Origin of the sequence: Cobetia sp. 29-18-1 (genome assembly GCF_029846405.1) — a bacterium.
GTDB classification, from domain to species: Bacteria; Pseudomonadota; Gammaproteobacteria; order Pseudomonadales; family Halomonadaceae; genus Cobetia; species Cobetia amphilecti.
This window is the reverse complement of record NZ_JARWKS010000008.1, coordinates 156000-182552: the sequence shown is the minus strand read 5'-3', so window position 1 is coordinate 182552 and position 26553 is coordinate 156000. Positions and strand designations below refer to the sequence as shown.

Below are 26553 nucleotides of genomic sequence, written 5' to 3'. Positions count from 1 at the left end.
TCTCGCGGCGCCTTGTCTGAGCGAAAGTACGCCCAGCGGCTCAGGGCGTCAGCAGGCGCTGGATATTGAGGCTGATCTCACCTTCGCCGAAGGTGCTCAGGAAGCCCTGGAAGTGCTCGGTGGCCACGTGGGCTTCGATGGCGTCTTCATCCCACCATTCTTCCAGTACCACGAAGTCGCCTTCCGGTACTGGCTCACCTTCCGCGACGTTCTTGTCGATCGCGAAGAATTCGTACTGCAGGCAGCCCTTGTCGGACTGGCTCTTCTCGACCAGTTCGGCGAGAGCATCGCGTGCCTTGTCCTGCTGGTCGGCGGGGAAGGTCAGTGTCGCGATAAGCTTGATGGACATGGCATGAATCCTGTCGTGGGCGTAAGAAGTGGACGTAACGGATGGGCGAAATAAATCAGGCACGCAAGCCGGCCATCGCCGCCGGGAATGCACTGCGCTGGTCTGCCTCGAAAAGGTGGCATGTCCGCCATCGGGATGCAATGCGGCGGGCACGGGCAGCGACTTGCCCCCCCCGTGCCCGCCGTTGGCCCGCAAGGCGGACACGTCGATGTCTTGCGGACAGCTGCTGTGAACAGATCTTCAGAATCCGCTCTTGAGCGCCAGCTGCTGAGAGCCCGGCCTTGAGAGCGAGCTTTACAGGCGAGTGAAGATCTCGTCTGCCGGCAGACGGGACTTGGGCAGCTCGGCATTGAAATCGTCAGCGGCGCGGTAACCCAGGCTCACGGCGACCAGGGCGTTGAAGCCTTTCTCGCGCAGGCCGAATTCCGCATCCAGTGCCACCGGGTCGATGCCTTCCAGCGGCACCGCATCGATGTTCAGGCTGGAGGCGGCATACAGCAGGCTGCCGTAGTTGAGATAAACCTGCTTGTCCATCCAGTGCTGCAGGTCCTTGAGGTCATGACGGTGCAGGTCGATGAACAGACGACGCGCGCCGTCCATCATCGCGCTGAACTCGTCATCCTTCTTGAAGCGGCCATCAGACGCTTCGGTGTCCAGCAGGTGGTTCAGGTAGTCGTCGTCCAGGGTGGAGCGAGTGCAGAACAGCACGACGTGAGACGCATCGGTGATCTTCGGCGAGTTAAAGGCGTACTTGTCATCGGTACCGGCGCGCGCGAAGCGCTGCTTGGCATCGTCGGATTCCAGCACCAGGAAGTGCCACGGCTGGGAATTGACGCTGGAGGCGCTCAGGCGCATCACGTTTTCCAGTTCCTGCCAGTCGGCGGCGCTGATCTTGCGTGCCGGATCGAAGGCCTTGGTGGAATAACGACGTTGCATGATGGCGGTGGGAGTCATGATGATGGTCCTCGTAGTGGCAGGCCAGTCGCTGAGCGTCCATGACCTTGTGAGAAGCCTTGTGGAAAGACTTGTAGAAGAAGATGTCGCCATCATAGCGAGTGGATTCAGCGTTGAGTATCCGCGTTGCGCGCATCTTTAAGATGAAAAAATGGCACCAATCCCGAGAATTGGTGCCATATGTCAATTACTTGTCATCGCTGTGATGCTTTCATGGCATTAATGCTGCGGCAGGCTCTCTGGATGGCGTCTCAGAAGAAGCACTCAGCATCAGGCCGTGCAGCTTGCGGCACTGGCCCGCCACATGGACTTCGCGTATCACGCGGTCGTCGCCCAGCATCATCAATGCGAACAGCACCTCCTGCAGCGATACCTGGCTGGACTGACCCCAGCGCGTGCGCCGTGCCAGCAAGGGCGTGGCAGCGGGGTCGAGCACGATGACATCGGCTTCCATGCCCGGACGCAGGTTGCCGACCTTGTCTTGCAGACGCATGGCCCGCGCATTGCCCAGCGTCAGTTGATAGAAGCCCTGCCAGGGTGTCAGCGGTTGATTGGCGCGTGACTCAAGCCCCGCCACATCATGGGCGACAGCGCCGTGAAGCTGGCCGATCTGATAGGCGGCCTTGAGGCTCTCCAGCTGACACAGGCTGGAGCCACCGCCGACATCGGTGGCGATGCTGATGTTCATGCCCACGGCGCGGGCACTGGCGCGATCGAAGAGTCCGCTGCCGAGAAACAGGTTGGAGGTCGGGCAGAAGGCGATGCTGGCGCCCTGATCCGCGATGCGCTGACGCATGCCATCGTCCAGGTGGATACCGTGGGCGAAGGTGGTGCGCTCATGGCTCAGGCCGACATCCTCATAGACCGCCAGATAATCCCGAGCGTCGGGGAACAGCTCGGCGACCCACTTCACCTCATCGAGATTCTCGGCCAGGTGGGTCTGCAGGTGCAGGTCCGGCTGGCTCTTGAGCAGTTGGCCGGCAGCCTTCAGCTGCTCGGGCGTGGAGGTCGGCGCGAAGCGCGGCGTCAGCACATAGCCGAGGCGGTCACGCCCGTGCCAGTCGGCGATCAGGCGCTCATCGTCCTTGAGCGCGGTGACCCCGGAGTCCAGCAGAGCGGGCGGGGCATTGCGGTCCATCATCACGCGCCCGGCGTGTACGCGCATGTCGCGCGCCCGGGCAGCCCGGAACAGGGCATCGGCACTGGTGGCATGTGAGGTGGCGAACACCTGGGCGCTGGTCGAGCCATGACACAGCAGCGCATCGAGGAAGGCATCGGCGACCTCGGCGGCATGTGCGGGGTCGGCGAAACGCTGCTCGGCGGGGAAGGTGTAGGTATTCAGCCAGTCGATCAGGCAGTGGCCGTAGCTTGCGATGATATCCAGCTGCGGGAAGTGCACATGGGTATCGATGAAGCCCGGCATCATCAGGCCTTCGACGTTACGCGGCGGAGACAGGCGCATCAGCTCGCCCACGGCCTCATGTCGGACAAGCGAGCGATGATCCCCCACGGCGACCACATGGCCTGCATGCATCACCAGCAGCGCATCGGTGTAGTGTTCGACGGCGCGTGCCAGGGTCGCCGCCATGTCAGAGGCTCGGCTGTTGCTGTTTCCTTGATTGCTATCTTGCTTATCGTTGCCATCGCTCGAGACCGCCTCACTCAGCATGGCGTCTGCAGGGTCGGCGACGAAATGCAGCAGCGCTCCGCGCAGTAGGCTGACGCAGGAAGCGTCCTTGGCGGCCGCGCGCAGGGCAGCCGTCAGGCGCTGCTCATCCAGGTGGCAGGCCGCAGTGTGCGACGTGTCTTGGTCAGTCATCATTCGGCCTTCTGTGTCGTTTCTGTCTGGTGCATCGCGTCAGGAGCAAAATGGGCGCGCAGCTGGCGGGCACCCTGACGCGTCAGCCCATGGCTGTCCAGTGACGTGCCCTGGGCTGACGTGCCTTGGAGAGACGCGCCATGTCCGGTGGCCTTGTCGGGCGAGTTCACGGCCGCTTCGTCACTGCGCCGCGCCTCGATCTGCAGCAGTTCCGCGACGACGCCAATCGCGATTTCCTCAGGGCGTTTGCCGGGAATGCCGGGCACGCCAATCGGACAGCGAACGCGGGCGATCTGATGCTCCTCGAGATCGCTGCGCAGGCGCTGGCGAAAGCGCGCCCACTTGCTGCTGGAACCGATCAGCCCCAGCGAGGCCAGGTCATCACGTGGTGCGAGCGCGGCGATCAGCGCCTGGTCCTCGACATGGTCATGGGTCAATACCAGCACATGGCTGCCCGCCATCACGGGCAGTGATTCACTGGCGGGCGCGGCTTTCGCGGTCGGCAGGTCAGTCAGGATATTGAACGCCTGACGTTCTACACGACCCTCGCAACCCGCGGGAGTCGTGGCGGCCGTGAGCTGCTCGGGGCGTGAGTCCCGCCAGTCGATCTGCCAGCCCAGCGGTGCCAGCAGCGTGACGATCGCCTGCCCGACATGGCCGGCGCCGAACAGGGCCAGCCGTGGCGCAAGTGCCGGGTACAGCTCGATCAGCACCTGCACATGGCCGCCACAGCATTGCTGGGCATGCTGGCCGAGCGCGATCTCCTCGAGCAGGCAGCCAGATTGTCCCCGGGCCAGCATCCCGCGAGCGCGCTCCACCACCAGCTGCTCCAGCCGACCGCCGCCGAGGCTGTCGTGCAGCGTATCGGGGGTGATCAGCATCTTGCTGCCGGCACCACGCGGGGCAGAGCCCGCCACCGTCACCACGGTGGCCAGTGCATGCGCCGTCAATGCTGCCTGGGCCTCGGCGAGCGCCTGATACCAGCGGCCGGTCGCGGCACTCTTTGCATTCATGACGGCACTCTTGTCGACATTCATGACGGCACCTGCGTTGGCTCTGCGCCAGCAGTGTCGTGCTGCTCCTGCCAGTCACGCTGTTCGCGCGCCGCCAGCATCACGCGCTCCGGCGTGGCCGGGGTATCCAGGCGCACCGCGCGGCGATAGTCGGTCAGCGAGGCCAGCGCATCGCGCAACGCCGCCCACACGCTGATGGCGAGCATGAAGGGCGGCTCGCCGACCGCCTTGGAGCGATAGATGCTGGCGGCCGAGTTGGGATGTCCCTCCAGCAGGCGCACCTTGAGCGCGCCAGCCGGCACGTCACTGATCGCCGGAATCTTGTAGGTCGCCGGGCCATCGGTGAGCAGCCGGCCATCCTCGTTCCACTTGAGCTCCTCCGTCGTCAGCCAGCCCATTCCCTGCACGAAGCCGCCCTCGATCTGGCCGATGTCGATGGCCGGATTGAGCGAATCACCGACATCGTGCAGGATCTCGGCGCTTTCCAGGCGGTATTCACCACTCAGCGTATCGACGACCACTTCGCACAGCGCCGCGCCGAAGGCGTAGTAGTAGAAGGGGTGACCGGTGCCGCTGGCGCGATCGTAATGGATATCCGGGGTGGCATAGAAGCCCTTATCGGACAGTGAGATGCGTTCCAGGTATGCCGCCTGGATCAGCTCGCCCCAGGTCATCAGTACACCGCTCGGGCCATGCAGCTCGCCATCCGTGAGGCTCAGGCTGACGCGTGGCTGGGCGAGATGCTCGGCGGCGAAGTCGAGCAGGCGCATCTTGAGGCGCAGGCAGGCATCACGCGTCGCCATGCCGTTGAGGTCCGCGCCGGAGCTTGCCGCCGTCGGCGAGGTGTTGGGCACTTTGTCGGTGCGGGTGGCGGTGATGCGTACCTTGTCCACGCTCAGCCCCAGTTCACGCGCCGCGACCTGGGTGATCTTGGTGTGCAGGCCCTGGCCCATCTCGGTGCCGCCGTGATTCACCTGCACGCTGCCATCGGTGTAGACATGCACCAGGGCGCCTGCCTGATTGAGGTGCTTGGCGGTGAAGGAGATGCCGAACTTGACCGGTGTCAGCGCCAGCCCCTTCCTGACCACCGGATTGGCGGCATTGAAGGCGCGTATCTCGGCGCGGCGCGCCCAGTAGCGGCCACTGTCCTCGAGCTGATCGATCAGGGTCGCCAACAGCGGGTGCTGATTGACGTGTTGGCCATAGTGCGTGGTCTCACGGCCCTCGCAGTAGAGATTGCGCTTGCGGATCTCCAGCGGGTCACGCCCCAGACGCCGGGCGATATCCTCCATCGCGGACTCGACCGCCAACATGCCCTGAGGGCCGCCAAAACCGCGGAAGGCGGTATTGGACGCCACATTGGTGCGTGCGCGAATGCCGCGCACGTGGGCATTGCCGAGGTAGTAGGCATTGTCGGCATGGAACATGGCGCGATCGACGATGGCATCCGAAAGATCCGGCGAGTGGCCGCAGTCGCCGGTCAGCTCGATGATGGCGGACTCGATGCGCCCGCTGTCATCGACACCGAATTCATAGCGGTGGTGGAAAGGGTGGCGCTTGCCGGTCAGGCGCATGTCATCTGCGCGTGCCAGCCGCAGGCGTGCCGCGCGGCCCGTGCGCCGAGCGATCATCGCGGCCAGACAGGCCACCGGTGCGGCCTGGGTTTCCTTGCCGCCGAAGCCGCCCCCCATGCGGCGGGTCTCCACCGTGATGGCGTGGAAGGGCACGCCGAGCACTTCGGCGATCAGCTTCTGGACTTCGCTGGGGTGCTGGGAGGAGCTGTGCACCAGCATCTCGTCATCTTCGCCGGGCAAGGCCAGTGCGGCTTGACTCTCCAGATAGAAGTGTTCCTGGCCGCCGCTTTCCAGCTCACCGCTCAATTGCCAGGCGGATTTGGCGAGTTTGTTGCTGATGCTGTCGAGATCGCCGGCGCGACCATTGGCAAGCCGTGCCTGGGTGTGGGTCGGGCGCACCAGATCACCGCGGTTGGCCGCCTCGCGCGGGTCGAGGCACACCGGCAGGGGCGTGGTGGCGACCTTGGCCAGTCGCGCCGCCTGACGTGCCGCGCGCTCGCTGTCGGCGGCGACCACGAACAGTGCCTGACCATGATGGCTGATGATGTCACTGACCAGCAGCGGGTCGCCGGGGAAGACCGGCCCCACATCGCTGTGACCGGGGATGTCGGCGGCGCTGAGCACGCAGACCACGCCGGGGGCACGGCGCACCGCTTCGAGATCCAGCGCATCCAGAGTGGCGTGCGCGACCTCGCTCATGCCGATGGCCAGATGCAGCGTGCCGGTGGGCAGTGGCAGGTCATCCACATAACGCGCCGAGCCGCTGACATGGCGCTGGGCGCTTTCATGCTGACGTGACTGGAGAACGGGGGCGGCCGGCGCGGCGCTGGCGTCGGACTCAAGACTGTGCAAGGTACGCATCGAGGCTCTCCAGTGGCGTGAGGGAAGTCGTGGTCTGACGCTCATTCAGGATGCGCTGGGCCACGCGGGGAATCAGATGGCTGGCGGCCAGCAGGCGATACTCGCGTGAGCCGCGCACGTCACTGAGCGGTGAGAAATCGGCCTGCACGGCCTGCTCGATCTGCTGGCGAGTCTGCGCCGTCAGCCTGGCGGGAGTGAGAGATTCCAGCGCTTGCAGCGTCAGCAGTGCTTCCAGGTGCGGGGCGCGGGCCGGAACCCCGGCCATGCCGCCGAAGGCCACGCGCCAGTGCTGGGCGCGCCCGCTGGCGTCACGCCGCCAGGCGAAGACGCCGAGCAGGGTGGAGATGTCATCGTCACGCCGCTTGGACAGCTTGTGTACCGCCAGCCGCTGGTTGGGCAGCGGGCGCGGCAGGAAGACCGAGTGGATGATCTCGTCCGGCATCAGCTGGGTACGCTTGTAGTCGAGGAAGTAGTCCTCGAGCTTCAGGATGCGCTCGTTGTCCTGGCTCATCAGCTGGATATAGGCGTCCAGCGCGATCAGCAGCGGCGGCATGTCACCGATGGGCGAGGCATTGCCGATATTGCCGCCCAGGGTGCCACGATGGCGGATCTGTTCACTGCCCAGTCGCGTGAGCAGCTCCGCGCCATCCGGGTAATGCTCCCGCAGCAGCGGCATCAGCTGGTGATAGCTGACCGCTGCCCCGATCCACCAGCCTGCCTGACCGGCGTGCTCGCCTTCCTCTATCTTGCCAAGCGCCGCGACCTGGGTGGTGTCGATCAAGGCCGGGAAGTCGCGCAGGCGCTGGGTGTGCTCCAGCATCAGGTCCGTGCCACCGGCGATCAGCGTGGCATCCGAGCGCTCGGCGCGCAGCGCCAGCAGGGCCTGCAAGGTGACTGGCCGATAGAAACGCCCGGTGTCTCGCTCGTCATCAGGGGCGGTGTCGTGCGCTTCCGCTGTGCTATCGCCAGCGTCCTGCAGGCAGGCTGGCCCGAATTCGCCTTGCAGCAGACGGTGAGCGGCCTCGCGGATCGGGCGATAACCGGTGCAGCGACACAGATTGCCGCCCAGTGCATGGTCGATCATGGTGTCGCGTTGCCGGGCATCGATCACTTCGCCCTGATCGATCTGGCGCTGATGACGGGCATGCAGCACCGCAAGGCTCATGGCGATGCCCGGGGTGCAGAAGCCACATTGGCTGGCGTGTGTGCTGACCAATGCCTGCTGCACCGCCGAGAGGGTTGGCGCCTGGCTGGCATCCGCCAGACCCTCGACGGTGATCAAGTCACAGCCGGCCAGCTGGTGGGCGGGCATCAGGCAGGCGTTGGCGGTGCTCACATTGTGGCCCGGCCCCTGCAAGGCAATGGTGCAGGCGCCGCAGTCGCCGGAGGCACAGCCTTCCTTGGTGCCGTCTTGCCCAAGTGAGGTGCGCAGCACTTCGAGTACGCTCGTTCCCGGTGCAGGTGTGGGCAGTCGGCACGCGCGCCCGTTCAAGGTGAAGTCGATCATGCGGGCATCCTGTCAGGTCGTATTGTCATTGTGGTGCCTTGTTGCGTACAGCGTACTTCCAACGCTCAAGTCCTCTGTTCTACGCTGCCGGCGGGCTGGGGCTGTCTTGCCAGCGGGCCTGTTCTATCCAGGCGACGAGCGTTGATCTGCAGGCTGTTGTCTCTATCAATGTAACAGGTCGTATTGTGATTCCTGCAAGAATCTGACCAAATGGTCAGTGCATGTTGTGGTATTTTGTTCGCCGGTGTCTCAACGGGCTGTTTTCACTGCTGTTCCAACGCCACGTGATAGTCGCTTGACCAGAGCCTCCTGCTTGCGCACATCGTCGCTGACTGGCGAGTGAGACAGACAGGGGACTGTCGCCAAGAGACTCGAATGCTTTTTTCTGACCTGATGAGTGATGCCGATGCCCGCGGATTCTCCTTCTTCCCTTTACGCTGAAGTCCGTCGTACCCGTAGCGCGGAATTGAGCGTGCCGCCTGCCAGCTCTCCGCGTGAGCAAGCCGAGAGCCGTATTCTCGAGGCCGCCGAATGCGTATTCGCCTGTCACGGTTATCGCGGCAGCACCTTGAAGCAGATTGCGGAAGTGGCCGAGTTGCCCAAGGCCAATCTGCTCTATTATTTCGGCTCCAAGGAGAAGCTCTACGTTCACCTGCTGGAGCAGACCCTGACGCGCTGGAATGCTTCGCTCGAGGATATCTCGCCCGATGACGAGCCACGTGAGGTGCTGGAGGCGCTGGTGCGCGTCAAGCTCAAGCTGGCACGCCAGGCACCGCAGGCCTCGCGTCTGTTCGCGGCGGAGGTGATCAGTGGGGCGCCTTTCCTGCGCGATTATCTCAGTGGCGACCTGCGCGACTGGGTGCAGGCGCGCTGCGATGTCATGAAGGCCTGGATGGCCGCGGGCAAACTGCGCGAGGCGGAGCCGATGTGGGTGATCTACCTCATCTGGTCCACCACTCAGCATTACGCGGATTTCGCCGCCCAGATCGATCAGCTGGGGGGAGCGCCGCAGAGCGATGAAGACTGGGAGCAGCTGGCGGATTTCGTGGCCAGCACGCTATGTGATGGTCTGTGCCCGCGACAGCCATGAGCGGCATGAGCGGCATGAGCGCTTGAGCCGGCGGATTCGGCGCTCTGTCGGTCGCCTGTTTCAGCTGTCTGTTGTCAGTACCTCGCCGCACAGCAAAAAGCCCGCCCCGGTATCCGGGGCGGGCTTTTTTGGTTCTTGAGTCTAGAGTCGTTCTTGCGTCGCTCGCTCTTGCGTCATTCTGGAAATGTGAAGGATAAGGCCATCAGGCGATCAGCTTGCCATCTCCAAGGGCATGCCAGCATCGCGATCCAGCACTGCTTCTTCCTCTTGCTTGGTCCCCGACAACTCGGCTTTCTCCAATTGAGAGATGTCACAGTGTTGATGCATCTGCCAGCCATCGCGGGCATCGTCGGCAAGATAGATCAGCGCGGCATCGGCGCTTGCCCACAGCCGCGCGAGGTCACGTTGGTGGCGGGTGCGGTTGGCCAGCGGCAGCGCATCGGCGGTGACTACCACCACCGGCGCCTTGCGCAGCCAGCGCGGCGCATGACTCGGCCAGCTGTGATGCACGGCGTCCAGCCAGGGCGCCTGGGGATGGCCGGGCGATGACTGCCAGCGCCAGCCACGCCCGACCTCGGTGATCCCGCGCGCCGTCCAGATCAGGCTGCGCCGCGGCAGCTGCGCCTCCAGGCTTTTCAGCAACGCATCGTCGCTATCCGTCAGCGGCTGGATGGCTCCTGACATCATGCTCAGGTACTCGCCAGCGTGCTGGCCGGCGGTCAGTTCCAGCTTGATGCGAGGCGCCGGGGCGAGGGCGATGCTGTTCTCCAGCGGTATGTGCATGCCGCATTCCATGCCGATGGTATAGACGCTCATGCCAGCATTCCTCGACGCGTCATGCTCTGACGCAGCAGGGTGTGGTGGCGGTGCATCGCCTCCCAGTCAGCGTGAGCCTTGTGGTTGATGTCAGGATTGAAGACGGCTTTCTGCTGCGCGATGGGCGATGCTGTCGGAGTCGGTGTCTCGGCTGAGGCCTGGGCCGCCACGGCCGAGGCGGCAATGTCGGCCTGGCTGCGCGTGTCATGGGCCGGTGAAGGCGTCGTGGGGGCCGTCGTTGTCTTCAGGCTCAGCGGCGGTGCCTCGTAGCCCATCGCCATCACGCCCAGCAATTGAGCGGACTGGGCATTGGCGACATCCTGTGTGGCGCTGCTAGAGCGGGGCAAGAGGGTGAATGTCTGTGTCGTGACCTTGGCTGTCATGGCTCGGCAGGTATCGAGGAGGGCAGTCATCGTTGAGGTGGCCATGAGAATGCTCCTTGCGCATCGCGAGCGCTTTATCGGGAATATTGCAGTCCGGCAAGGGTCGTTGGCGTTACTGCGCGGCGTATGACCTGTCGGCTGGCTAGTCTTGATCAAGCGGCTTGCGTGCCGATTTGTTGTGATGAACAGTAAAAACAGGCGCTTGTGTCTGTCGCGCGGTGCGGATGGTTGGCGTCGTGCAGCGCTTGAGGGCGTCAGAGGCGTTCAGGATGAAGAAAAAGCGCTCATCTCGAGGGTTACGCCTTTCGTCTATGCACTGTCAGTCAGCACCTGGCCCAGGCTTTGCACTGTCTTGATGCAATCGTTGATGCAATCGTTGCTCTGCGCTCACGCAGAATCTTTTCAGGAGTGTGTCTTCATGCCACGAGCGCCCATAGATCACAGCGCGCCCCCCGAGGATGACGTGTCCGGTAAATCCCGGGCAGTGCACCCGGATGGGGAAGCGCCTGCCCCCGATGCCGATGCCAGCGTCAATCTTGCTACCAGTCTCGCTCGCCATGCCGCAAGCCAGGGCACCAGGAGCCTGAGCCTGCATCAGCGTCTGACCCGTTCGCTTGAGGAGCTCACACCGAATGAGCAGCGCATCGCGCGCTTTCTGCTCGCGCATCAGGATGAACTGGCGCTATACAACGCCGCGGAACTGTCACGCCTGACCGACGTCTCCAAGGCGACGGTCAGCCGCCTGTTCCGCCGTCTTGGCTATCAGGACTTCCGTGAGGCGCGGGACCAGGCGCGTAGTCTGCGTCATTCGGGTGTGCCGGTGGCGGCAGCGCCGACGGCAGACCATCACCAGCGCCACTATGAGCAGGAGTGTCGCAACCTGCGTCAGGCACTGGCGGCGCTGGACATGCTCGATATGGAGGCCTTGAGCGGCGCTCTGGCCAAGGCCGAGCGGCTGCAGATCATCGGCTTTCGCAATGCTTATCCACTCGCGCTGCACCTGCGCCAGCAGTTGCTGCAGTTGCGCGAGCAGGTGGCGGTGTTGCCGCAACCCGGCCAATCACTCGGCGAGGAGATCGCACGCCTGGGCGTCGATGACGCCGTGGTGGTATTCGCCATGCGCCGGCGACCGCATGGGCTGGCACGATTGCTTGAATGGCTGGGGCAGGCGCCATGTACGGTGCTGCTGGTCTGCGATGACAGCCTGAGCACCATCCCCGCCGGTATCGAGCATGTCCTGCGCTGCCCGTTGGACAGCGTCAGCGCCTTCGACAGCTACGCCGCAGCCATGAGCCAGATCAATCTGCTGGCCACGCGCCTGCTGCATGACGACCTCGTCGGCGGGCGCAGTCAGATACGCCGCGTGACGGATACCTTCGATGCGCTGGAGGAACTGGGCGACGGCTGATCGTCCAGCTTGAAGTGCTCCTGCCTTTCCTTCCTCTCTATCTATCTCCCTGTGGGCCGCCAGTCTTGCTTCTGATCTGTGCGGCGGCCCGATTCGACCCGGCGCGCTCTGCGCACCCGCAGGGCGCATATGCCTCCCTGACTGCACCATCTGCTGCCATGTCGCTGATGTCGGCGCCCTGATCTCGCCGCCAGGCGAGGGCGTCATCCGCGATTTCGCCTCCCGCAGGCGTGTGTCTCTTCTTATCGTAGCTACTCATTTCTTCTCGCTGTTTTGCTTTCAGGCCTGTTCTCGATCCTGTGCTGAGGCGCGTGCTCAAGTGCGTTCGCAAGCCCATGCACAGGCGTGTGAGCTGCTGGTGACTCTGCGCTGCCTGCAACTCGATCACCTTGTTGAGCACCTGGCGGAAGTGCTTTGGCACACCTGTTGCAAAGATTGATAAGGGAATCACTCGTTTCATTGGTCAGGTTCTGAAGACGAATGCGACAAGGAGTCAATGGACCTGACTCGGCGAGACACTCGGCAAGACGATCAACAACAACCAACAACAATCCACTGCCGCAAGGCACCAGGTGAATGACGAGTCGTCCTCGCATCAGCGCCTGGCATTGACGGATACCGGAGTCGACCGATGAGCAAGCGTCACGAGAGCAAGGCCCAGCAGCGCGCCACACGGACAGGCAACAAGCAGCGTCTTGGCAACTGGGTCCGCAAGGGAATATTGCTGGCCCTGTGGGGCACGTTGGCGTCCACCGCCCTGAGTGCACACGCGGATGCACTGAGTGACATCACCGATAGCGGGGTGCTGAAAGTGGCGGTGCCACAGGACTTCCCGCCCTTCGGCTCGGTCGGCCCGGACCTCAAGCCGCGTGGCTACGATATCGACATGGCGCGCTATCTGGCAGACGAGATGGACGTGAAGCTTGAGCTGGTGCCGGTCACCTCGGCCAATCGCATCCCTTACCTGCAGACCCGCAAGGTCGATCTGGTGATCTCGAGCCTGGGCAAGAATCCCGAGCGTGAGAAGGCGATCGATTTCTCCGATGCCTATGCGCCGTTCTTCCTCGGCGTGTTCGGCGAGAAGGGCAGTGAGGTGGACTCCGCGCAAGGACTGAGCGAGAAGACCATCGGCGTGACACGTGGCTCGGTGGAAGACATGGAACTCAGCAAGGTGGCACCGGAATCGACCACCGTGAAGCGCTTCGAAGACAACAACACGACCTTGTCGGCATTTCTGTCAGGCCAGGTCGAGATGATCGCCACCGGCAATCTCGTCACCGCCGCCATCGCCGAACGCAATCCTGCCCGCGTGCCGGTCAGCGTGCTGCCGCTCAAGAATTCTCCCTGCTATGTGGGCATGCGGCATGACACGCCGGCGCTCAAGGCGCGCGTGAATGAGCTGATCGCCCAGGGAATCGAGGATGGCACGCTCAATACGCTCTCCGAGATCTGGTTCAAGGCGCCACTGCCGTCACTGGATGCCTGACTCGAGACGTCACACGTCTGATCCCTTTGCCCGTGAGGCTTGATCGATGAATTATCTCCCGGATTTCCCGCGCCTGTTGCCGTATTTGCCCGACCTGATGGCCGGGCTGATGACGACGGTCTGGCTGACGGCGCTGACCACCACGCTGGGGATACTCGGCGCGGTGATGTGTGTCTGGCAGCGCCATCGTGCGCCGACCAGCATCTTCAGCCGGCTGCTGGGCATGCTGGTGGAGCTGCTGCGCAACACGCCTTTCATCGTCCAGCTGTTCTTCATCTTCTTCGGTCTGCCGGCGCTGGGACTGTCACTCAGTGTCGAGATGGCCGCTGTGATCGCGATGACACTCAACCTGGCGGCCTACAGCAGTGAAATCCTGCGTGCCGGGGTCGATGCCACCGGTCGCGGCCAGTGGGAAGCCGGGCGGGCACTGGGGCTTACCCGCTGGCAGAGCTATCGCCATGTGGTGCTGATGCCGGCGCTGGAACGCATGTATCCGGCGCTGACCAGCCAGTGCGTGATCGTGATGCTGGGCTCCGCCGTGGTCTCCCAGATCAGCGTGGCGGATCTGACCTTCGCGGCCAACTTCATCCAGTCACGTACCTTCCTGAGCTTCGAGAGCTACGTGGTGACGGCAGGCATGTACCTGCTGTTGGCCATCGCGATGCGCGCCTTGCTCAACCGCATCGGGCGTCGCCTGTTCGGCTTTCGCCACCTGACGCCCGCCCCGCGCAGCTGTCTGTCTTCCCATGTCCTGAAAGAGGCCCACTCATGATCGACTTCACGCTGTGGGACATTCTGCGCAACCTGTTGCTGGCGGCGCGCTGGACACTGGCGCTATCCCTGATCGCCTTCATCGGCGGCAGTCTGGTCGGGCTGGCGCTGACCTTTCTGCGCCTGACCCGCTGGCCGGGGGCGGCGCTCTTCTGTCGTCTCTATACCGAGCTGTTCCAGGGCACGCCGCTGTTGATGCAGCTGTTCCTGGCCTTCTTCGGCGTGGCGGTCTTCGGGCTGGATGTCTCGGCCTGGACGGCGGCGGCCGTGGCGCTGACGCTGTTCAGCAGTGCCTTCCTGCATGACATCTGGCGGGGCTGTGTCGAGGCGGTGCCCAAGGGGCAGTGGGAAGGGGCGCGGGTGCTGGGGCTCGGCTACCTGAAGACCATGCGTCACATCATCCTGCCGCAGGCGCTGCGCATGGCCATCGCGCCGACCGTCGGCTTCTCGGTGCAGATCATCAAGGGCACCGCGCTTGCCTCGGTGATCGGCTTCGTCGAGCTGACCAAGGCCGGCACCATGCTCAACAACGCCACCCTGGAACCCTTCACCGTCTTCGCGCTGGTCGCGTTGCTGTATTTCGCCATGTGCTATCCGCTGTCGCGGCTGGCTCGCCACCTGGAGGCACGTCTCAATGTCACTGCTCGCTGAAGTCTCTGCGCTGGATAGCGCCTCATCCGACGCTGCTGTCTCCGAGAAGGCCGCCGTCACCGAGAGCGCTCCCGTCTCCGACAGCGCCCTTGATACCGAGAGCGCCAAGGCACCGCTGGTCAGCCTGTCGGCGCTGACCAAGTCCTTCGGTGACGTGGCGGTCCTCAAGGGGATCGATCTCGAGGTGCGTCCGGGTGAGGTGGTGTCGATCATCGGGCTCAGCGGTTCCGGCAAGAGCACCTTGCTGCGCTGTATCAATCAGCTTGAACAGCATGACGGCGGCGCCATTCATGTCGCCGGCAAGCTGCTGGACGGTAGCGAGATGGACGCCGCCGCCCTGGCGCAGGATGTCGGCATGGTGTTCCAGAGCTTCAATCTGTTTCCCCACAAGCGCGTCGGCGAGAACGTGATGCTGGCACCGATGCTGGTCAAGGGTGTCGCCCGCGATATCGCCGAGCGCGAGGCCCGCGAGATGCTGGCCAAGGTCGGGCTGGGGGAGAAATTCGATGCCTGGCCGAGTCAGCTCTCCGGTGGTCAGCAGCAGCGGGTGGCGATCGCGCGCGCCCTGGCGATGCACCCCAAGGTGCTGCTGTGCGATGAGATCACCTCGGCTCTGGACCCGGAACTGGTTGGCGATGTGCTCAAGGTGCTGGAACAGCTCAAACGTGAGGGCATGACGCTGATTCTGGTCACCCATGAGATGAATTTCGCCCGTGATGTGGGCGATCGCGTGATCTTCATGCACCAGGGGCGTGTGCATGAGTCGGGCGACCCCGCGACACTGTTCGCCAATCCGGCCACGGAAGAGCTGCGCCAGTTCCTCGGCGCGGTGCTATGAGTGCAGCGTCTTGAGCGTGCAGCGGTGGACCACATCATGAGTCGAAAGGAGTCGCTCCCAGTGGACAAGCGTATCTATGTAGCGCCGGCACGTTTCTCGGGGCCGCGGGGTCAGGGGTGGCAGGAAGAAGGCCCGCTGAATGGCCAGCGACTGGTGGTCAAGGACCTGTTCGCGATCAAGGGCGAGCGCATCGGCCAGGGCAACCCTGACCTGCTGGCCAGCGCCCCCATCGAGCGGCAGACGGCGCCTGCTGTCCTCGCGCTTCAGCAGGCGGGGGCCGATTATCGTGCCCGTACCACCACCGATGAGCTGGCCTACAGCCTCAATGGCACCAATGCGCATTTCGGCACGCCGCAGAACCCTCGCGCGCCGCTGAGGTTGCCGGGCGGCTCGAGCGTGGGCTCTGCGGTGGCGGTGGCGCGCGGTGAGGCGGAGGTCGGACTGGGCACCGATACCGGCGGCTCCATCCGCGTGCCGTCCAGTTACTGCGGGCTTTATGGGCTGCGCCCGACCCATGGTCGTATCAGCATGACCGGGCTCAAGCCGCTGGCGCCGCGCTTCGACACCGTCGGCTGGATGACGCGGGATCTGGGGACGCTGACGCAGGTCAGTGAGGTGCTGATGCCGGCGGCGACAGCCACTCGACTGCCGGCGCGCATCATCCTGCTGGTGCCGGAAGGGCTCGCCGCTGGGCCTTATCAGCGCCTGCTCGGGTCGCTGTCTCGGCGCCTTGAGTCACTCGGCTTTCAGTGCGAGCGGCGCATGCTGAGTCAGACCTTCATGGCGCGCGCCAGTGAAGCCTTCCGGATTCTGCAGGGCTGCGAGATTCGGCGTACTCACCAGGCGTGGTTGAGTACGCCGGAGCAGGGGCCCGAATCGCGCTGGCCGCGCCTCAACCCGGATATCGCGGCGCGTCTCAAATGGTGCATGACGCTCAGCGATAGCGACGAGCAGGCAGCAGAAGCCAAGGCGGATACCGTTCGCCGCTGGTTTCGCCAGCAGCTGGCAGCCAGTCAGCCGGCCAGCCAGGCAGCCAGTCATCAGGAAGGCAGCGAGGCACCAGCGGAGGCTGGCAGTCGCGCGCTTCACGCCCAGGCCGAAGCTACCAGCGAGGCGGTCTTCATGTTGCCCACCACGCCGGGCGCCTCACCGCTGCTGGGTGCAAGCCTTGAGGTAATGGAGGCCTATCGTCATCGCCTGATGGGACTCACCGCACTGGCGGGCTTGAACGGTGCGCCGCAGCTGAGTCTGCCGTGGCTTGCCGACTCGGCGGCACGTCTGCCACAGGAAGCCGCGCCCCCGCCCTGGGGCGTGTCATTGCTGGGCCTGCCGGGACGTGATGAGAGTCTGCTGGCACTGGCCAGCATGTTGGAAAACTGACCTGCATGTTGGAAGACTGATCTGCATGTTGGAAAACTGACCAGCGCTGCCTTGCATGTGCGATTGCAGACATTGTCTGGAGTTGAACAGAAACGCCGCATCCCGAAAGGGCTGCGGCGTTTCTGATGCTGGCACTTGGGATTGAGGTGATGGTTCGTCAGCTGGCGGGGGTATAGGGATGCTCGCGTTGCCAGTGCTCGGCGATATCGATGCGTCGCGTGATCCATACATTGTCGTGGGACTGGATGTAATCGAGGAAGCGTTTCAGCGCCGCGAAGCGTCCCGGGCGGCCGGCGATCCGACAGTGCAGCCCGACGGAGAGCATCTTGGGCGCCGTGTCGCCCTCGGCATAGAGCACATCAAAGGCATCGCGCAGGTACTGGAAGAAATCCTCGCCGCTATTGAAGCCCTGGGCGCTGGCGAAGCGCATGTCATTGGTGTCCAGGGTATAGGGCACGACGAGATGCGGCACCTGTTCACCATTGGCGGTAGTCACCTCCATCCACAGCGGCAGGTCATCGCCGTAGTAATCGCTGTCGTAGGTGAAACCGCCGTGTTCCACCACCAGTCGGCGGGTATTGGGGCTGTCGCGCCCGGTGTACCAGCCCTGTGGCGCATGACCGACCAGCTCGCGATAGCTTTCCACCGCGCGTTCCAGGTGGGCGCGCTCATGGGCCTCATCCATGTGCTGATAATGAATCCAGCGCCAGCCATGACTGGCGATCTCGTGACCATCCTCCAGGAAACGCGCCACCAGATCCGGATGGCGCGCCAGCGCCATGCCGACGCCGAAGACGGTCAGCGGCAACTCGCGGCGCTTGAATTCATCCAGAATCCGCCACACGCCACTGCGCGAGCCATATTCGTAGATCGACTCCATGCTCATGTGCCGCGCGGGGTAGGCCTCGGCACCGATGATCTCGGAGAGAAACTTCTCGCTCTCGCTATCGCCGTGCAGCAGGCAGTTCTCGCCGCCTTCCTCGTAGTTGAGCACGAACTGGACCGCGATCTTCGCGCCACCCGGCCAGTTGGCATGCGGTGGCGTGTCGGCATAACCGATCAGGTCACGCGGATACTCATCGCCCCACAGGGCATTGTCGGTGTCTGGCATCGTGCGGCTTCCTTGCGGGTGGATAACGAAGACAAGAGCGTAATGAAGAGCGAAGACAAGAGCGAAATGAAGTGCGAAATGAAGACCCAATCACATCTCCATTGATGTGCAGGCTTTGTGCCATCACGGCGCATCGTGGCGGCGTCACGCTTGCAGCCCGCATCAATTCGTCGGTGACCACCAGCGTGGCAGCAACCGTGCGACTTCCGGGCGCATGAAGCGGTCATCGATCAAGTGGATCACGCCCTGATCCTGCTCGCTGCGAATCACTCGGCCGGCAGCCTGCACCACTCTGGTGAGCCCCGGGTACAGATAGGTGCAGTCATCGGCATTCAAGGGCTGGATGACCGGGTACGGTGCGCGCGTATCGTCGTGTGGGTCGCCTTCAGCCTGTTCCGGCTGGCTACGCCGCTGTGCGTCGTTGTCGAGCCACGTGGCAAGACGCTGCTTGAGTGCTTCATTCTCGGGACTGAAACCGGCCAGTCCGAGGGTGGCGATGAAGGCCCCGATCAGACGCGAGCCGGGCAGATCGATCCCTTCGCCGAAGGCGCCACCCAGCACCGCGAAGCCGATGCCTTGTCCCTCGGGCGTGAAGCGCTGAATGAAGCCGGTGCGCTCCGCTTCCGTCATGGCGCGGGTCTGGCGCCATTGGGGAATCTCCGGCGCCAGCTGTTGCAGGGTGCTGGCGACCTGTTCCAGATAGGCGAAGCTCGAGAAGAACGCCAGATAGTTGCCCGGGCGTTGCCGGTATTGGCGCGCCATCAACTCGGCGATCGGCCGGCAGGAGGCGTCGCGATCCCGCAGGCGTGTCGAGAGCCGATGACGACTGACCTGCACCTGGGCCGCGCTGAACGGGGAATTGACACTCAGCCAGACGGCATCGTCCGCCAGACCCAGCAGGCGATGGTGATAGGCCGGTGGGTTGAGTGTGGCCGAGAACAACAGGATGGCGTGACTGGCGCGCAGGCGGGGTGCCAGCCACGGCGCCGGACTGACGCAGCGCAGTCGCGGCTGGATCTGGCGCACGCTGCGCCCGCGGGCCTTGTGTGGCCGGGCTGACGCGTCAGCTTCTGTTCCTGCATCCGATGCTGCGCCGGAACTCGAGCTTGAATCGCTGGCAAGCGACGCCTGCCGCGCAGGGGGCGTGGCGGAGAGTTCGACCTCGAACAGCGAGTGATCGCCAAAGCCTTCGGCGAGTCGCGCCAGGGTCAGTGCCGCAAAGTAGGCCTCCATCATCTCGACATCGGGTTCCACGCGGCGCCTGGCCGTGGAAGAGGCCGAGCCGGAGACTGTCGTTGCAGTGCCTGTATCGGTAGCACTCGGAGCAGCAGAGGGGGCATCGCTTGCGATCAGGCCCAGCTGTTCGGGGGCTTGTGTGGCTGTCGCTGGCTGTTGCCTGGCCGCAGCAGGGTTTGCGGCCTTGTCAGGCTCCGCCAACCAGTCGCCCATCGCGCCGGTCCATTGGCTCAAGGCCTTGAGGAAGTCGCCGGGTAGCGCCTCCAGTGCAAGGCGCTGCGCCTTGTGGCCTGCGTCCTTGCTATCGACCTTGCTTGCCTGTGTCTCGCCGTCAGCACCCTGCTGGAGCTGCTCCAGCGCTCGCCATTGCCGAGCCAGTGCGCGTGAAGCCGAGCGCAGCGGGGCCGGATGGCCCTTGCGGCTCAACTGCTTGAGCAGGAAGTGGAACTGGCGGGCGTCGAGCTCGGTGCTGTACATGCCGCGGGCGCGCTCGATGAGGTTGTGGCTCTCATCGACCAGCACCACCGTGCGCCAATCATTGGCCTGGCTCAGGGCGAACAGCAGCGCATGACTGTCGAAGTAGTGGTTATGGTCGCCGATGATGACATCCGCCCAGCGCGAGAGCTCCTGGGCGAGAAAGTAGGGGCAGATGTCGTGGGCCAGGGCGTGGCGGCGTGTCGTCGCCAGATTCAGGAGGCGTTGGTCGGCGAGCGCGGCGTCGCGTGCCGCGGGCAGGCGATCATAGAACCCGCGCGCCAGCGGGCAGGACTCGCCATGACAGGCGAGGGACGGGTGCTCGCAGGTCTTGCTGCGCGCGCCCAGTTCCAGAATGCGCAGCGGTGTCGCCGGTGTCTTTTTCTGCCCCTCGCTGTCGTCAGCGGCTGGTGCCAAGGTGGCCAGCGCGTCGAGTGCCAGCGCGCGGCCCGGGGTGCGGGCGGTGAGGTAGAAGAGTCTGTCCGTGCCGCTTGCGGGCATCGCGCGCAGTGCCGGATACAGCGTGGCCAGGGTCTTGCCGGTACCGGTCGGCGCCTCGGCGAGCAGCTCGCGGCCGGTCATCACCGCCTTGTAGGCATGCTCGGCCAGTTGGCGTTGACCGGGGCGCCAGCTCGGCCACGGAAAGGCCAGGCGGCTCAGCGCGCTGTCGCGGGCACTGCGATGGGCCAGCTCATTGGCGGCGAACTCGCTGAAGCGTGCCGCCAGACGTGCCAGCTCCGCCTCCAGCGCCTCACGGCTCCACCAGGCTTCCAGACGCTGCTCATCAGGCTGTGCCTTGCGGCTTTTGGGGTCAGCCTGGTCAGTCTGCTCGTTCTGCTCGTTCTGCTCATCATGCTCGCTCTTGGTGCCCCTGGGCGCATCCGCCGCGATGTCCAGATAGACCAGCGCGAGCGTGATACCTTCGAGGTCCCGGCTGCGACACATCAGTGCGCCGTAGACGCGTGCCTGGGCCCAATGCAGGGCGCGATGGTGCGCGGGCTGGCGGGAGAGGTCGCCGCGATGGGTCTTGATCTCCTCGAGGCAGTTGCGCTTGGGATCATAGCCATCGGCGCGCCCACGGATGGTCAAATTGCCGATGTCACCGCTGAGCGAGATCTCGCTTTCATAGTCCTTGCCGCGTCGGCGCACGATACGCTGATGACCACGGATGCCCTGCTGGGCGGTAGGCGATGGCGTGAAGCGCAGGTCCAGATCGCCCTCGCGCGCGGCAAAGGCACACAGTTCGCGTACTGCGATCTGGTAGCGTGCGGGCTCAGCGTGGGTCTCGTCCGCCTTGATCATGATGCAGGAGGTGCCTTGTGCCGGGAGCATTCGTCCGCTGAGGCCTCGGTCGCGCTCAGCCATTCGACTCGACATTCCAGCGCCGGAATCGCATGGCGTGCGAACAGGGCCAGCCATTGACGCTGGTTGTCCTGCAGACGGTCGGTGGGCGCCTTGACCTCGATCAGCCGATAACGGTCGCTGCTGTGCTCGGGGAAGAACTGGATCAGGTCCGGCAGGCCAGCGCGATGTTCACGAGGGTTGGCCAGCAGGTGGCGGAAACAGGCTTCCAGATGCGCGGGCGGAATGCAGTCCAGTGCGTGGTTCAGCAGTTCCTCGCTCAATAGCTCCCAGTGCACGAAGGGTGCCTGAATGCCCTGTTTCTGCTGATGGCGTTCACGGATCACCGTCCGGTAGCTTTCGTCCTTCAGGCGCGCGAAGCAGGCCTCGAAAGCGGCCTGGCGATGGCTGACGAAATCAGGGCGATAGAGGTCCGCCGGGCCGGTGTGGAAGGCGTGGAAGAAGGCCCCCGGCAAGGGGGCGAACAGCACCTCCCAGCACAGCAGGGTGAAGAGCGCGGGAATCAGGCCATTCTCGACATAGAAGACCGGTGCCTCGGGCGTGGCCAACGCATGGGCGGCCGCGCGCTCGACCCCGTGGATACCGTCAGCCGCCGAGGTGGCAAGGTCGGGCACCGTGAGGGCGATCTGTGGCGTGGTCGGCGCCCTGGCGCGTCTGGGCGCGGGCAATCCGAGGCCACGGCACAGACGCGGCAGGGCGCGTTCGAGTGCCAGCTGCTCGTCCAGCGTGATCTCGGCGCGCGCCAACCGCTCGCTGGCCAGCGCGTGAGCTGCGCTGATATCGCCCGACAGCTCCAGTGCTCTCACCCGGCGCGGCATGGCACGCGGGGCATATGCGGAATCCTCGAGACAGGCGTACTGGCGGGCAGCCGCCTGATGCCAGCCCTGACGCTCGGCGTCGCGGGCCAGCGAGAAGCGCAGCCGGTCACGCCGCTGCGCCAGCCAGGCATTGGCACGATCATCAATAGCACGCCCGCCAGTGGCATGAGCGTCAGTGAGCTGATGAGTCGCGGACGGCTCACTGTGGAGCTCGTTTGCCGCTGCAGGCGCCGTCGCATCCAGCGCCGCGACAATGCGCTGCCAGTGCCGCTCAAGTTCAGCGTTCGCCGTGCGGTCCAGCCGCTCGCTGGCTTGCTGCCAGTCCTCACGCAGTTGCTCCAGCGCCAGATAGCGATCCACCTCCCAGCGATGGGTGAAGGCGCGAGAGGCCGGCGACAGGGCGACCGTCTCGCAACGCAGCAGGCCCAGCTCGCTGAGTACGAAGTCCGACAGATTCTGGCGCAGGTTGCCGAAGAACATCAGGCTCAGGCGTCGCGACAGCTCACCCAGCCCGACACTCAAGGTGTCGGCTGCGGGGTCGTTCAACCAGGCTGGCAGTGGCCGTGGCGTGACGTCACCCAGCAGCTCGCTGATGGCATCATGCATGCGGCGCTTGGGCGTGCTTCTGGGCAGCTCGGCAAAGGCTGCCCGGAGGCGCGGCAAGGTCACCAGCGCCAGCATCTCGTCCAGACTCAGGTCGGCATTGTGGCGGCACAGGCCGTCAGGCGTGGCACTGTCGGCGAGCGGTGTGATCAATGGCTGGCATGCGGCCTCGATCGCACCGATCTCGGGATAATGCAGCTGCGAGCGTTCGAAATGATCGCCCTTGCGCATCAGCAGTCGCACCAGCAAGGCCCGCGAGGCATCCGGCAGGCGAGTGATGGCGTCCACCGTGGCACGCTCCGCCTCTGTCAGCAGATCGGCGTGACACTGGCAGACCCAGTCGATCAGGGTGTCGAAGTTGGCCAGGTAGTAGCGCGGATTGTCGAGGGGAGCGGCTTGCATGGCGACCTGTCGAAGTGGCGGGCAGTGCGGCAGTTTGCCCGAAAGCATGGGGTTATATACAGTATATGGCCATCTGTCGCGCTGCAATCTCTTGCAAAGCCTGTCACGAGTCACCACCTGACTGTCATCCAGTGGTAAAATCGTTTCATCTGCATGTCTTGAAAGCTTCATGACACGACAGGTGGGCAGGCGTGACAGCGCGTCGACCGCGATTCCTCCCCTCGGAGGCATTTCCGCGATGGTTCAGGACGGACCATCGATCATCATTCAAGCAGGGCAGGAAGGCAGTCCATGTTTCTTGATCAGTTTCACCGGGTCGAAGATGGCCGCGTGCGGATCACCGCCGAGCAGGCAAGTCGTTTCGCCAAGCAGATGGCGGGGGATTACAACCCCATTCATGACCCGGACGCGCGACGCTTCTGTGTGCCCGGCGACCTGCTGTTCTCCCTGTTGCTGGCGAAATTCGGTCTGTCGCAGTGCATGACCATCCGTTTCTGCGGCATGGTCGGCAACGATGTGCCCTTGATCTTCGAAGCGCTGGACGCCCCCGACGAGAATGGCGTGTCCCTGCTGGTGCGCGATGAAGCCGGCAAGGTCTACCTGACGGTCGAGCGCAGCGGCGATACCACCCATGACGAGGAAGTGGTCGCCAATTTCACTCGCCAGTATATCGCCTTCTCCGGGCGCAACTTCCCGCACTTCCTGCAGCCGTTGATGCTGGAGAAGGGCGTGATGTTCAACCCGGCCCGCCCGCTGGTGATCTACGACAGCATGGGCTTCTGTTTCGAGCGCCTGGATATCGCCGACCTGCACCTCGACTTCGTGGGGTCCTCGCTCGAGGTCAACGGCAAGCGCGGCGATACCCTGCTCGAGTTCAGCATCCATGATGGCGAGCAGTGCATCGGCAGTGGTTCCAAGAAGCTGGTCGTCAGTGGGCTGCGGGATTACTGCGCCGAGACCATGGATGCGTTCGTGGAGTCCTTCGAGGCGCTCAAGCGCGAAGCCGAAGCCTGAGGTAGCCGGTCAGTCTGAGGCTTGTTGCCAGACGCCCCGCGCATGAGTCGCCAGTCATGAAGATGCCCGCCAGAGAATTCTCTGGCGGGCATCTTGGCATCTGAATGTCACAACGCTTAATGTCACAACGCTTGTGAAGCATCGCTGGGTGTCGCCGGTTGTCATTGACCGCCAACTGGCTGGCTCACCGTGTGACCCTCTAACCGTGCTCAGTGCTTGATGCTGATCGGCGCCAGTGCATCGCCCTGGGGGGTGATGCGCCCGATGATGGCGCTGGCGTGATAGCCAGCGGCCTTGAGCGCGGCCAGACAGGCCTCGGCTTCCCCGGGCGGCACACTGGCCAGCAGGCCACCGGCCGTCTGCGGATCGAACAGCAGCGGATAGCGCGGATGATCGATGACGCCGGCTTGGTCCTTCAGGGCACGCTTGAGGCGCAGATTGGCCGGTTGCAGCGAGCTGACCACGCCGCGGGCGACACAGTCCTCGGCGCCGTCGAGCACCGGCAGGGCATCGATCTCGAGCTCGGCATCCACGCCGCTGGCGCGGGTCATCTCGACCAGATGGCCGAGCAGACCGAAGCCAGTGACATCGGTGGAGGCGCTCGCCTGATGCGTGCTCAGAATATCCGCCGCGCGCTGACTGGATTGCTGCATGCTGTCCAGCGCGGCGTCGATCCAGCGGCCGCGGGCTTCCAGGCGTGCGTGCGCTGCCAACAGCGTGCCGGTGCCGATGGCCTTGGTAAGCAACAGCACATCACCCGGCTGCATGCCGCCCTTGCAGGTGACGCCGGCCAGGCTCTCCTCCACCAGACCATTGAGCGCGAAGCCCAGTGCCAGCTCCTGACCTTCGCCGGTATGGCCGCCGACCAGACTGCAGCCCGCCTCGTTGAGCACCTCGGTCGCGCCTTGCATCAGCTCGCGTACCAGCGGCTCGACCTTGCGCTCGACCCCCTGTGGCACCGTGGCCACCGCCGTCGCCGTATGCGGCGTCGCGCCCATGGCGTAGAGATCGCCCAGCGCGTGATTGGCGGCGATGCGCCCGAACAGATAGGGGTCATCGATGAAGGCGCGGAAGAAGTCGACGCTGTGCACCAGCGCCTGTCCTTCGGGCACGCGCACGATGGCGGCATCATCCGGGGCATGCAGCCCGACCAGCACGTCCGGGTTCTCGCGCGGGGCCAGACTCTGCAGCGCTCGCGACAGCACGCTGGCGCCGACCTTGGCCCCGCAGCCGCCGCAGCGCATCGCCAGTGCGGACAGGGCCTGGTGTGCCTCCTGCTCATCCAGCTCGGCTGTCAGGTGCGGATGCAGCTTGCCAACGCGTCCCCTGAGTGCCTGCCAGGCAGCGCTGATGCGCTGGTGCAACCCGGAAAGGTCGCCGGCATTCGCGGCGTCCTGCATGCTGGGCAGTTCATTGAAGCGAGCCATGAACTGGCGGTCGATATGGTCCTTCCAGCGCCACAGCCACGGGCGCAGACGCGGCGCGACCAGCCCCAGCTTGCCGCGTGAGGCGATGGCATCGCGATCCCCGGTGCTGATCAGCGCCAGCCAGCGCGACTGCGGCACATGGTCCTTGAGTGGCTCGCCGCGCACGGCCCGTCGCAGATTGTCGGCCAGCGGCCGGGCCTGGCGCACGGCAAACACGCCGGCCTTCTCGCGGGGATGGTTGAGCTGATGTGCGATATCGCCCGCGGCGAAGATGGCGTCATCCTCAAGTGTCTGCAGGCTATCGCGAACCTTGAGGAAGCCATCCTCGTCCAGGCTCAGTCCGGTCTTCTCCAGCCAGCGCGCACCACCGGCCCGTGTTACCCAGATGGCCTCATCGGCCTGATGGCAGGCACCGCTGGCACTGATCAGCTGGCGCTGGGCGGTCGAGGATGCGCGTTCGACGGCCGTGATCTCCTCACCGAAATGCACCTGGATACCGCGCTCGTGCAGGGTAGTGGCAAGCGCCTCACTGACCGTGTGCGCATGGGTGGGCAACAGACGCTGACCGCGGGTGATCAGCGTCAGGTTCGGCGCGAGCGCATCGGGCAACTCGGTGGCAAGGCGCTGCTGGATGGCCAGCAGCAGTTCGACACCGCCGGCACCGCCGCCGACCAGCACGATATCGAGCGGACGCTCGGCGCTCCTGGCGCGCTCGAGCAGACTCAGCCAGCGCTGCTGGAAGGTGCTGATCGGCTTGACCGCCACCACGGGGGCGTCTGCGGCTTCAGGGTCACCGATACCATCGATGTGGGACAGGCGAGGCGTGGAGCCGATATTGATCGACAGCAGGTCGTAGTCCACCGCCGGGCGCTCGGCGCAGATCACGCGGCGCTCGCGGCGGTCGATGTCGATCACCTGATCGCGATAGAAGCGGGCGCCGGCGAACTGACACAGCCGGCGCAGGTCGATATGCACATCGTCGAACGTATAATGACCGGCGACGTAGCCCGGCAACATGCCGGAATAGGGCGTGTCGGTGTCGCGACAGATGACGGTCAGGCGGACACCGGGCTCTGGCTGCATGGCAAAGCGCATCAGCACGCCGACGTGGCTGTGCCCACCGCCGATCAGGACGATATCACGCACGATAGGCGCTTTGACTGGCATGGAAGCGGACGGCATCGTGAATCTCGATAGTCAGTAGAG

20 protein-coding genes are annotated in these 26553 nt (G+C 64.5%); 8 read left to right on the top strand and 12 right to left on the bottom strand.

The window, feature by feature from the left end; translation table 11 throughout:
* Positions 1-40: 40 nt before the first annotated feature.
* The 6 genes from QD208_RS08645 to QD208_RS08620 form a co-directional block, all read right to left on the bottom strand.
* The gene (locus QD208_RS08645; protein ID WP_052384416.1) at positions 41-349 is read right to left on the bottom strand and encodes a putative quinol monooxygenase; all 309 of its coding nucleotides are present in this window, start codon (positions 347-349) and stop codon (positions 41-43) included.
* Positions 350-643: 294 nt separating this feature from the next.
* Positions 644-1303, bottom strand: a complete 660-nt coding sequence (nfsB, locus tag QD208_RS08640; protein WP_131431993.1) for an oxygen-insensitive NAD(P)H nitroreductase — start codon at positions 1301-1303, stop codon at positions 644-646.
* 211 nt (positions 1304-1514) lie between these two features.
* Positions 1515-3122, bottom strand: a complete 1608-nt coding sequence (gene guaD / locus QD208_RS08635) for a guanine deaminase (RefSeq protein ID WP_279836511.1) — start codon at positions 3120-3122, stop codon at positions 1515-1517.
* A complete protein-coding gene (xdhC, locus tag QD208_RS08630) occupies positions 3122-4135 on the bottom strand; it encodes a xanthine dehydrogenase accessory protein XdhC (protein WP_153635706.1) in 1014 nt (337 codons plus the stop codon). Before xdhC ends, guaD begins: the two co-directional genes overlap by 1 nt.
* Positions 4136-4155: 20 nt before the next feature.
* Positions 4156-6570: a xanthine dehydrogenase molybdopterin binding subunit gene (gene xdhB, locus QD208_RS08625; RefSeq protein ID WP_153635707.1), complete on the bottom strand. Its 2415-nt coding sequence runs from the start codon at positions 6568-6570 to the stop codon at positions 4156-4158.
* Positions 6548-8077 (bottom strand): FAD binding domain-containing protein, encoded by a 1530-nt coding sequence (locus QD208_RS08620; RefSeq protein ID WP_225348053.1) that lies wholly within the window; start codon positions 8075-8077, stop codon positions 6548-6550. The genes xdhB and QD208_RS08620 overlap by 23 nt, the downstream gene beginning before the upstream one ends.
* 406 nt (positions 8078-8483) lie before the next feature.
* Between QD208_RS08620 and QD208_RS08615 the strand changes: the two genes are divergently transcribed.
* Positions 8484-9167, top strand: coding sequence for a TetR family transcriptional regulator C-terminal domain-containing protein (locus QD208_RS08615; RefSeq protein WP_153635709.1), 684 nt, complete (start codon positions 8484-8486; stop codon positions 9165-9167).
* 210 nt (positions 9168-9377) lie between these two features.
* On the opposite strand, the gene QD208_RS08610 is transcribed toward QD208_RS08615, so the two are convergent.
* Together QD208_RS08610 and QD208_RS08605 are read right to left on the bottom strand one after the other, a co-directional pair.
* Positions 9378-9983, bottom strand: a complete 606-nt coding sequence (locus QD208_RS08610; protein ID WP_153635710.1) for a hypothetical protein — start codon at positions 9981-9983, stop codon at positions 9378-9380.
* Positions 9980-10411, bottom strand: coding sequence for a hypothetical protein (locus QD208_RS08605; protein ID WP_153635711.1), 432 nt, complete (start codon positions 10409-10411; stop codon positions 9980-9982). The genes QD208_RS08610 and QD208_RS08605 overlap by 4 nt, the downstream gene beginning before the upstream one ends.
* 373 nt (positions 10412-10784) lie before the next feature.
* Between QD208_RS08605 and QD208_RS08600 the strand changes: the two genes are divergently transcribed.
* From QD208_RS08600 to QD208_RS08575, 6 genes are all read left to right on the top strand, one after another.
* Positions 10785-11774: a MurR/RpiR family transcriptional regulator gene (locus QD208_RS08600; RefSeq protein ID WP_175088720.1), complete on the top strand. Its 990-nt coding sequence runs from the start codon at positions 10785-10787 to the stop codon at positions 11772-11774.
* Positions 11775-12405: 631 nt separating this feature from the next.
* Positions 12406-13260, top strand: coding sequence for a transporter substrate-binding domain-containing protein (locus QD208_RS08595; RefSeq protein ID WP_279836510.1), 855 nt, complete (start codon positions 12406-12408; stop codon positions 13258-13260).
* Positions 13261-13306: 46 nt separating this feature from the next.
* Positions 13307-14032 (top strand): amino acid ABC transporter permease, encoded by a 726-nt coding sequence (locus tag QD208_RS08590; protein ID WP_279836509.1) that lies wholly within the window; start codon positions 13307-13309, stop codon positions 14030-14032.
* Entirely contained in the window at positions 14029-14682 is a 654-nt protein-coding gene (locus tag QD208_RS08585) for an amino acid ABC transporter permease (protein WP_077376658.1), read from the top strand. Before QD208_RS08590 ends, QD208_RS08585 begins: the two co-directional genes overlap by 4 nt.
* Entirely contained in the window at positions 14666-15520 is an 855-nt protein-coding gene (locus QD208_RS08580; protein WP_279836507.1) for an amino acid ABC transporter ATP-binding protein, read from the top strand. The genes QD208_RS08585 and QD208_RS08580 overlap by 17 nt, the downstream gene beginning before the upstream one ends.
* Before the next feature lie 60 nt (positions 15521-15580).
* On the top strand, positions 15581-16900 hold the full coding sequence (locus QD208_RS08575) for an amidase family protein (protein WP_279836506.1): 1320 nt from the start codon (positions 15581-15583) through the stop codon (positions 16898-16900).
* A gap of 157 nt (positions 16901-17057) precedes the next feature.
* Here QD208_RS08575 and puuE read toward each other — a convergent pair whose 3' ends face one another.
* The 3 genes from puuE to QD208_RS08560 form a co-directional block, all read right to left on the bottom strand.
* Positions 17058-18011 (bottom strand): allantoinase PuuE, encoded by a 954-nt coding sequence (puuE, locus tag QD208_RS08570; RefSeq protein WP_225348057.1) that lies wholly within the window; start codon positions 18009-18011, stop codon positions 17058-17060.
* A 162-nt stretch (positions 18012-18173) separates the two neighbouring features.
* Positions 18174-21023 carry a helicase C-terminal domain-containing protein gene (locus QD208_RS08565; protein WP_279836505.1) on the bottom strand — a complete coding sequence of 950 codons (2850 nt, stop codon included), beginning with the start codon at positions 21021-21023 and terminating at the stop codon, positions 18174-18176.
* Positions 21020-22906, bottom strand: coding sequence for a VRR-NUC domain-containing protein (locus QD208_RS08560; protein ID WP_279836503.1), 1887 nt, complete (start codon positions 22904-22906; stop codon positions 21020-21022). Before QD208_RS08560 ends, QD208_RS08565 begins: the two co-directional genes overlap by 4 nt.
* Positions 22907-23197: 291 nt before the next feature.
* Here QD208_RS08560 and QD208_RS08555 point away from each other — a divergent pair, with 291 nt between their 5' ends.
* On the top strand, positions 23198-23920 hold the full coding sequence (locus QD208_RS08555; protein ID WP_054556084.1) for a DUF3581 family protein: 723 nt from the start codon (positions 23198-23200) through the stop codon (positions 23918-23920).
* A 209-nt stretch (positions 23921-24129) separates the two neighbouring features.
* On the opposite strand, the gene selD is transcribed toward QD208_RS08555, so the two are convergent.
* Positions 24130-26493, bottom strand: coding sequence for a selenide, water dikinase SelD (gene selD, locus QD208_RS08550; RefSeq protein WP_197738735.1), 2364 nt, complete (start codon positions 26491-26493; stop codon positions 24130-24132).
* Positions 26494-26553: the final 60 nt, after the last annotated feature.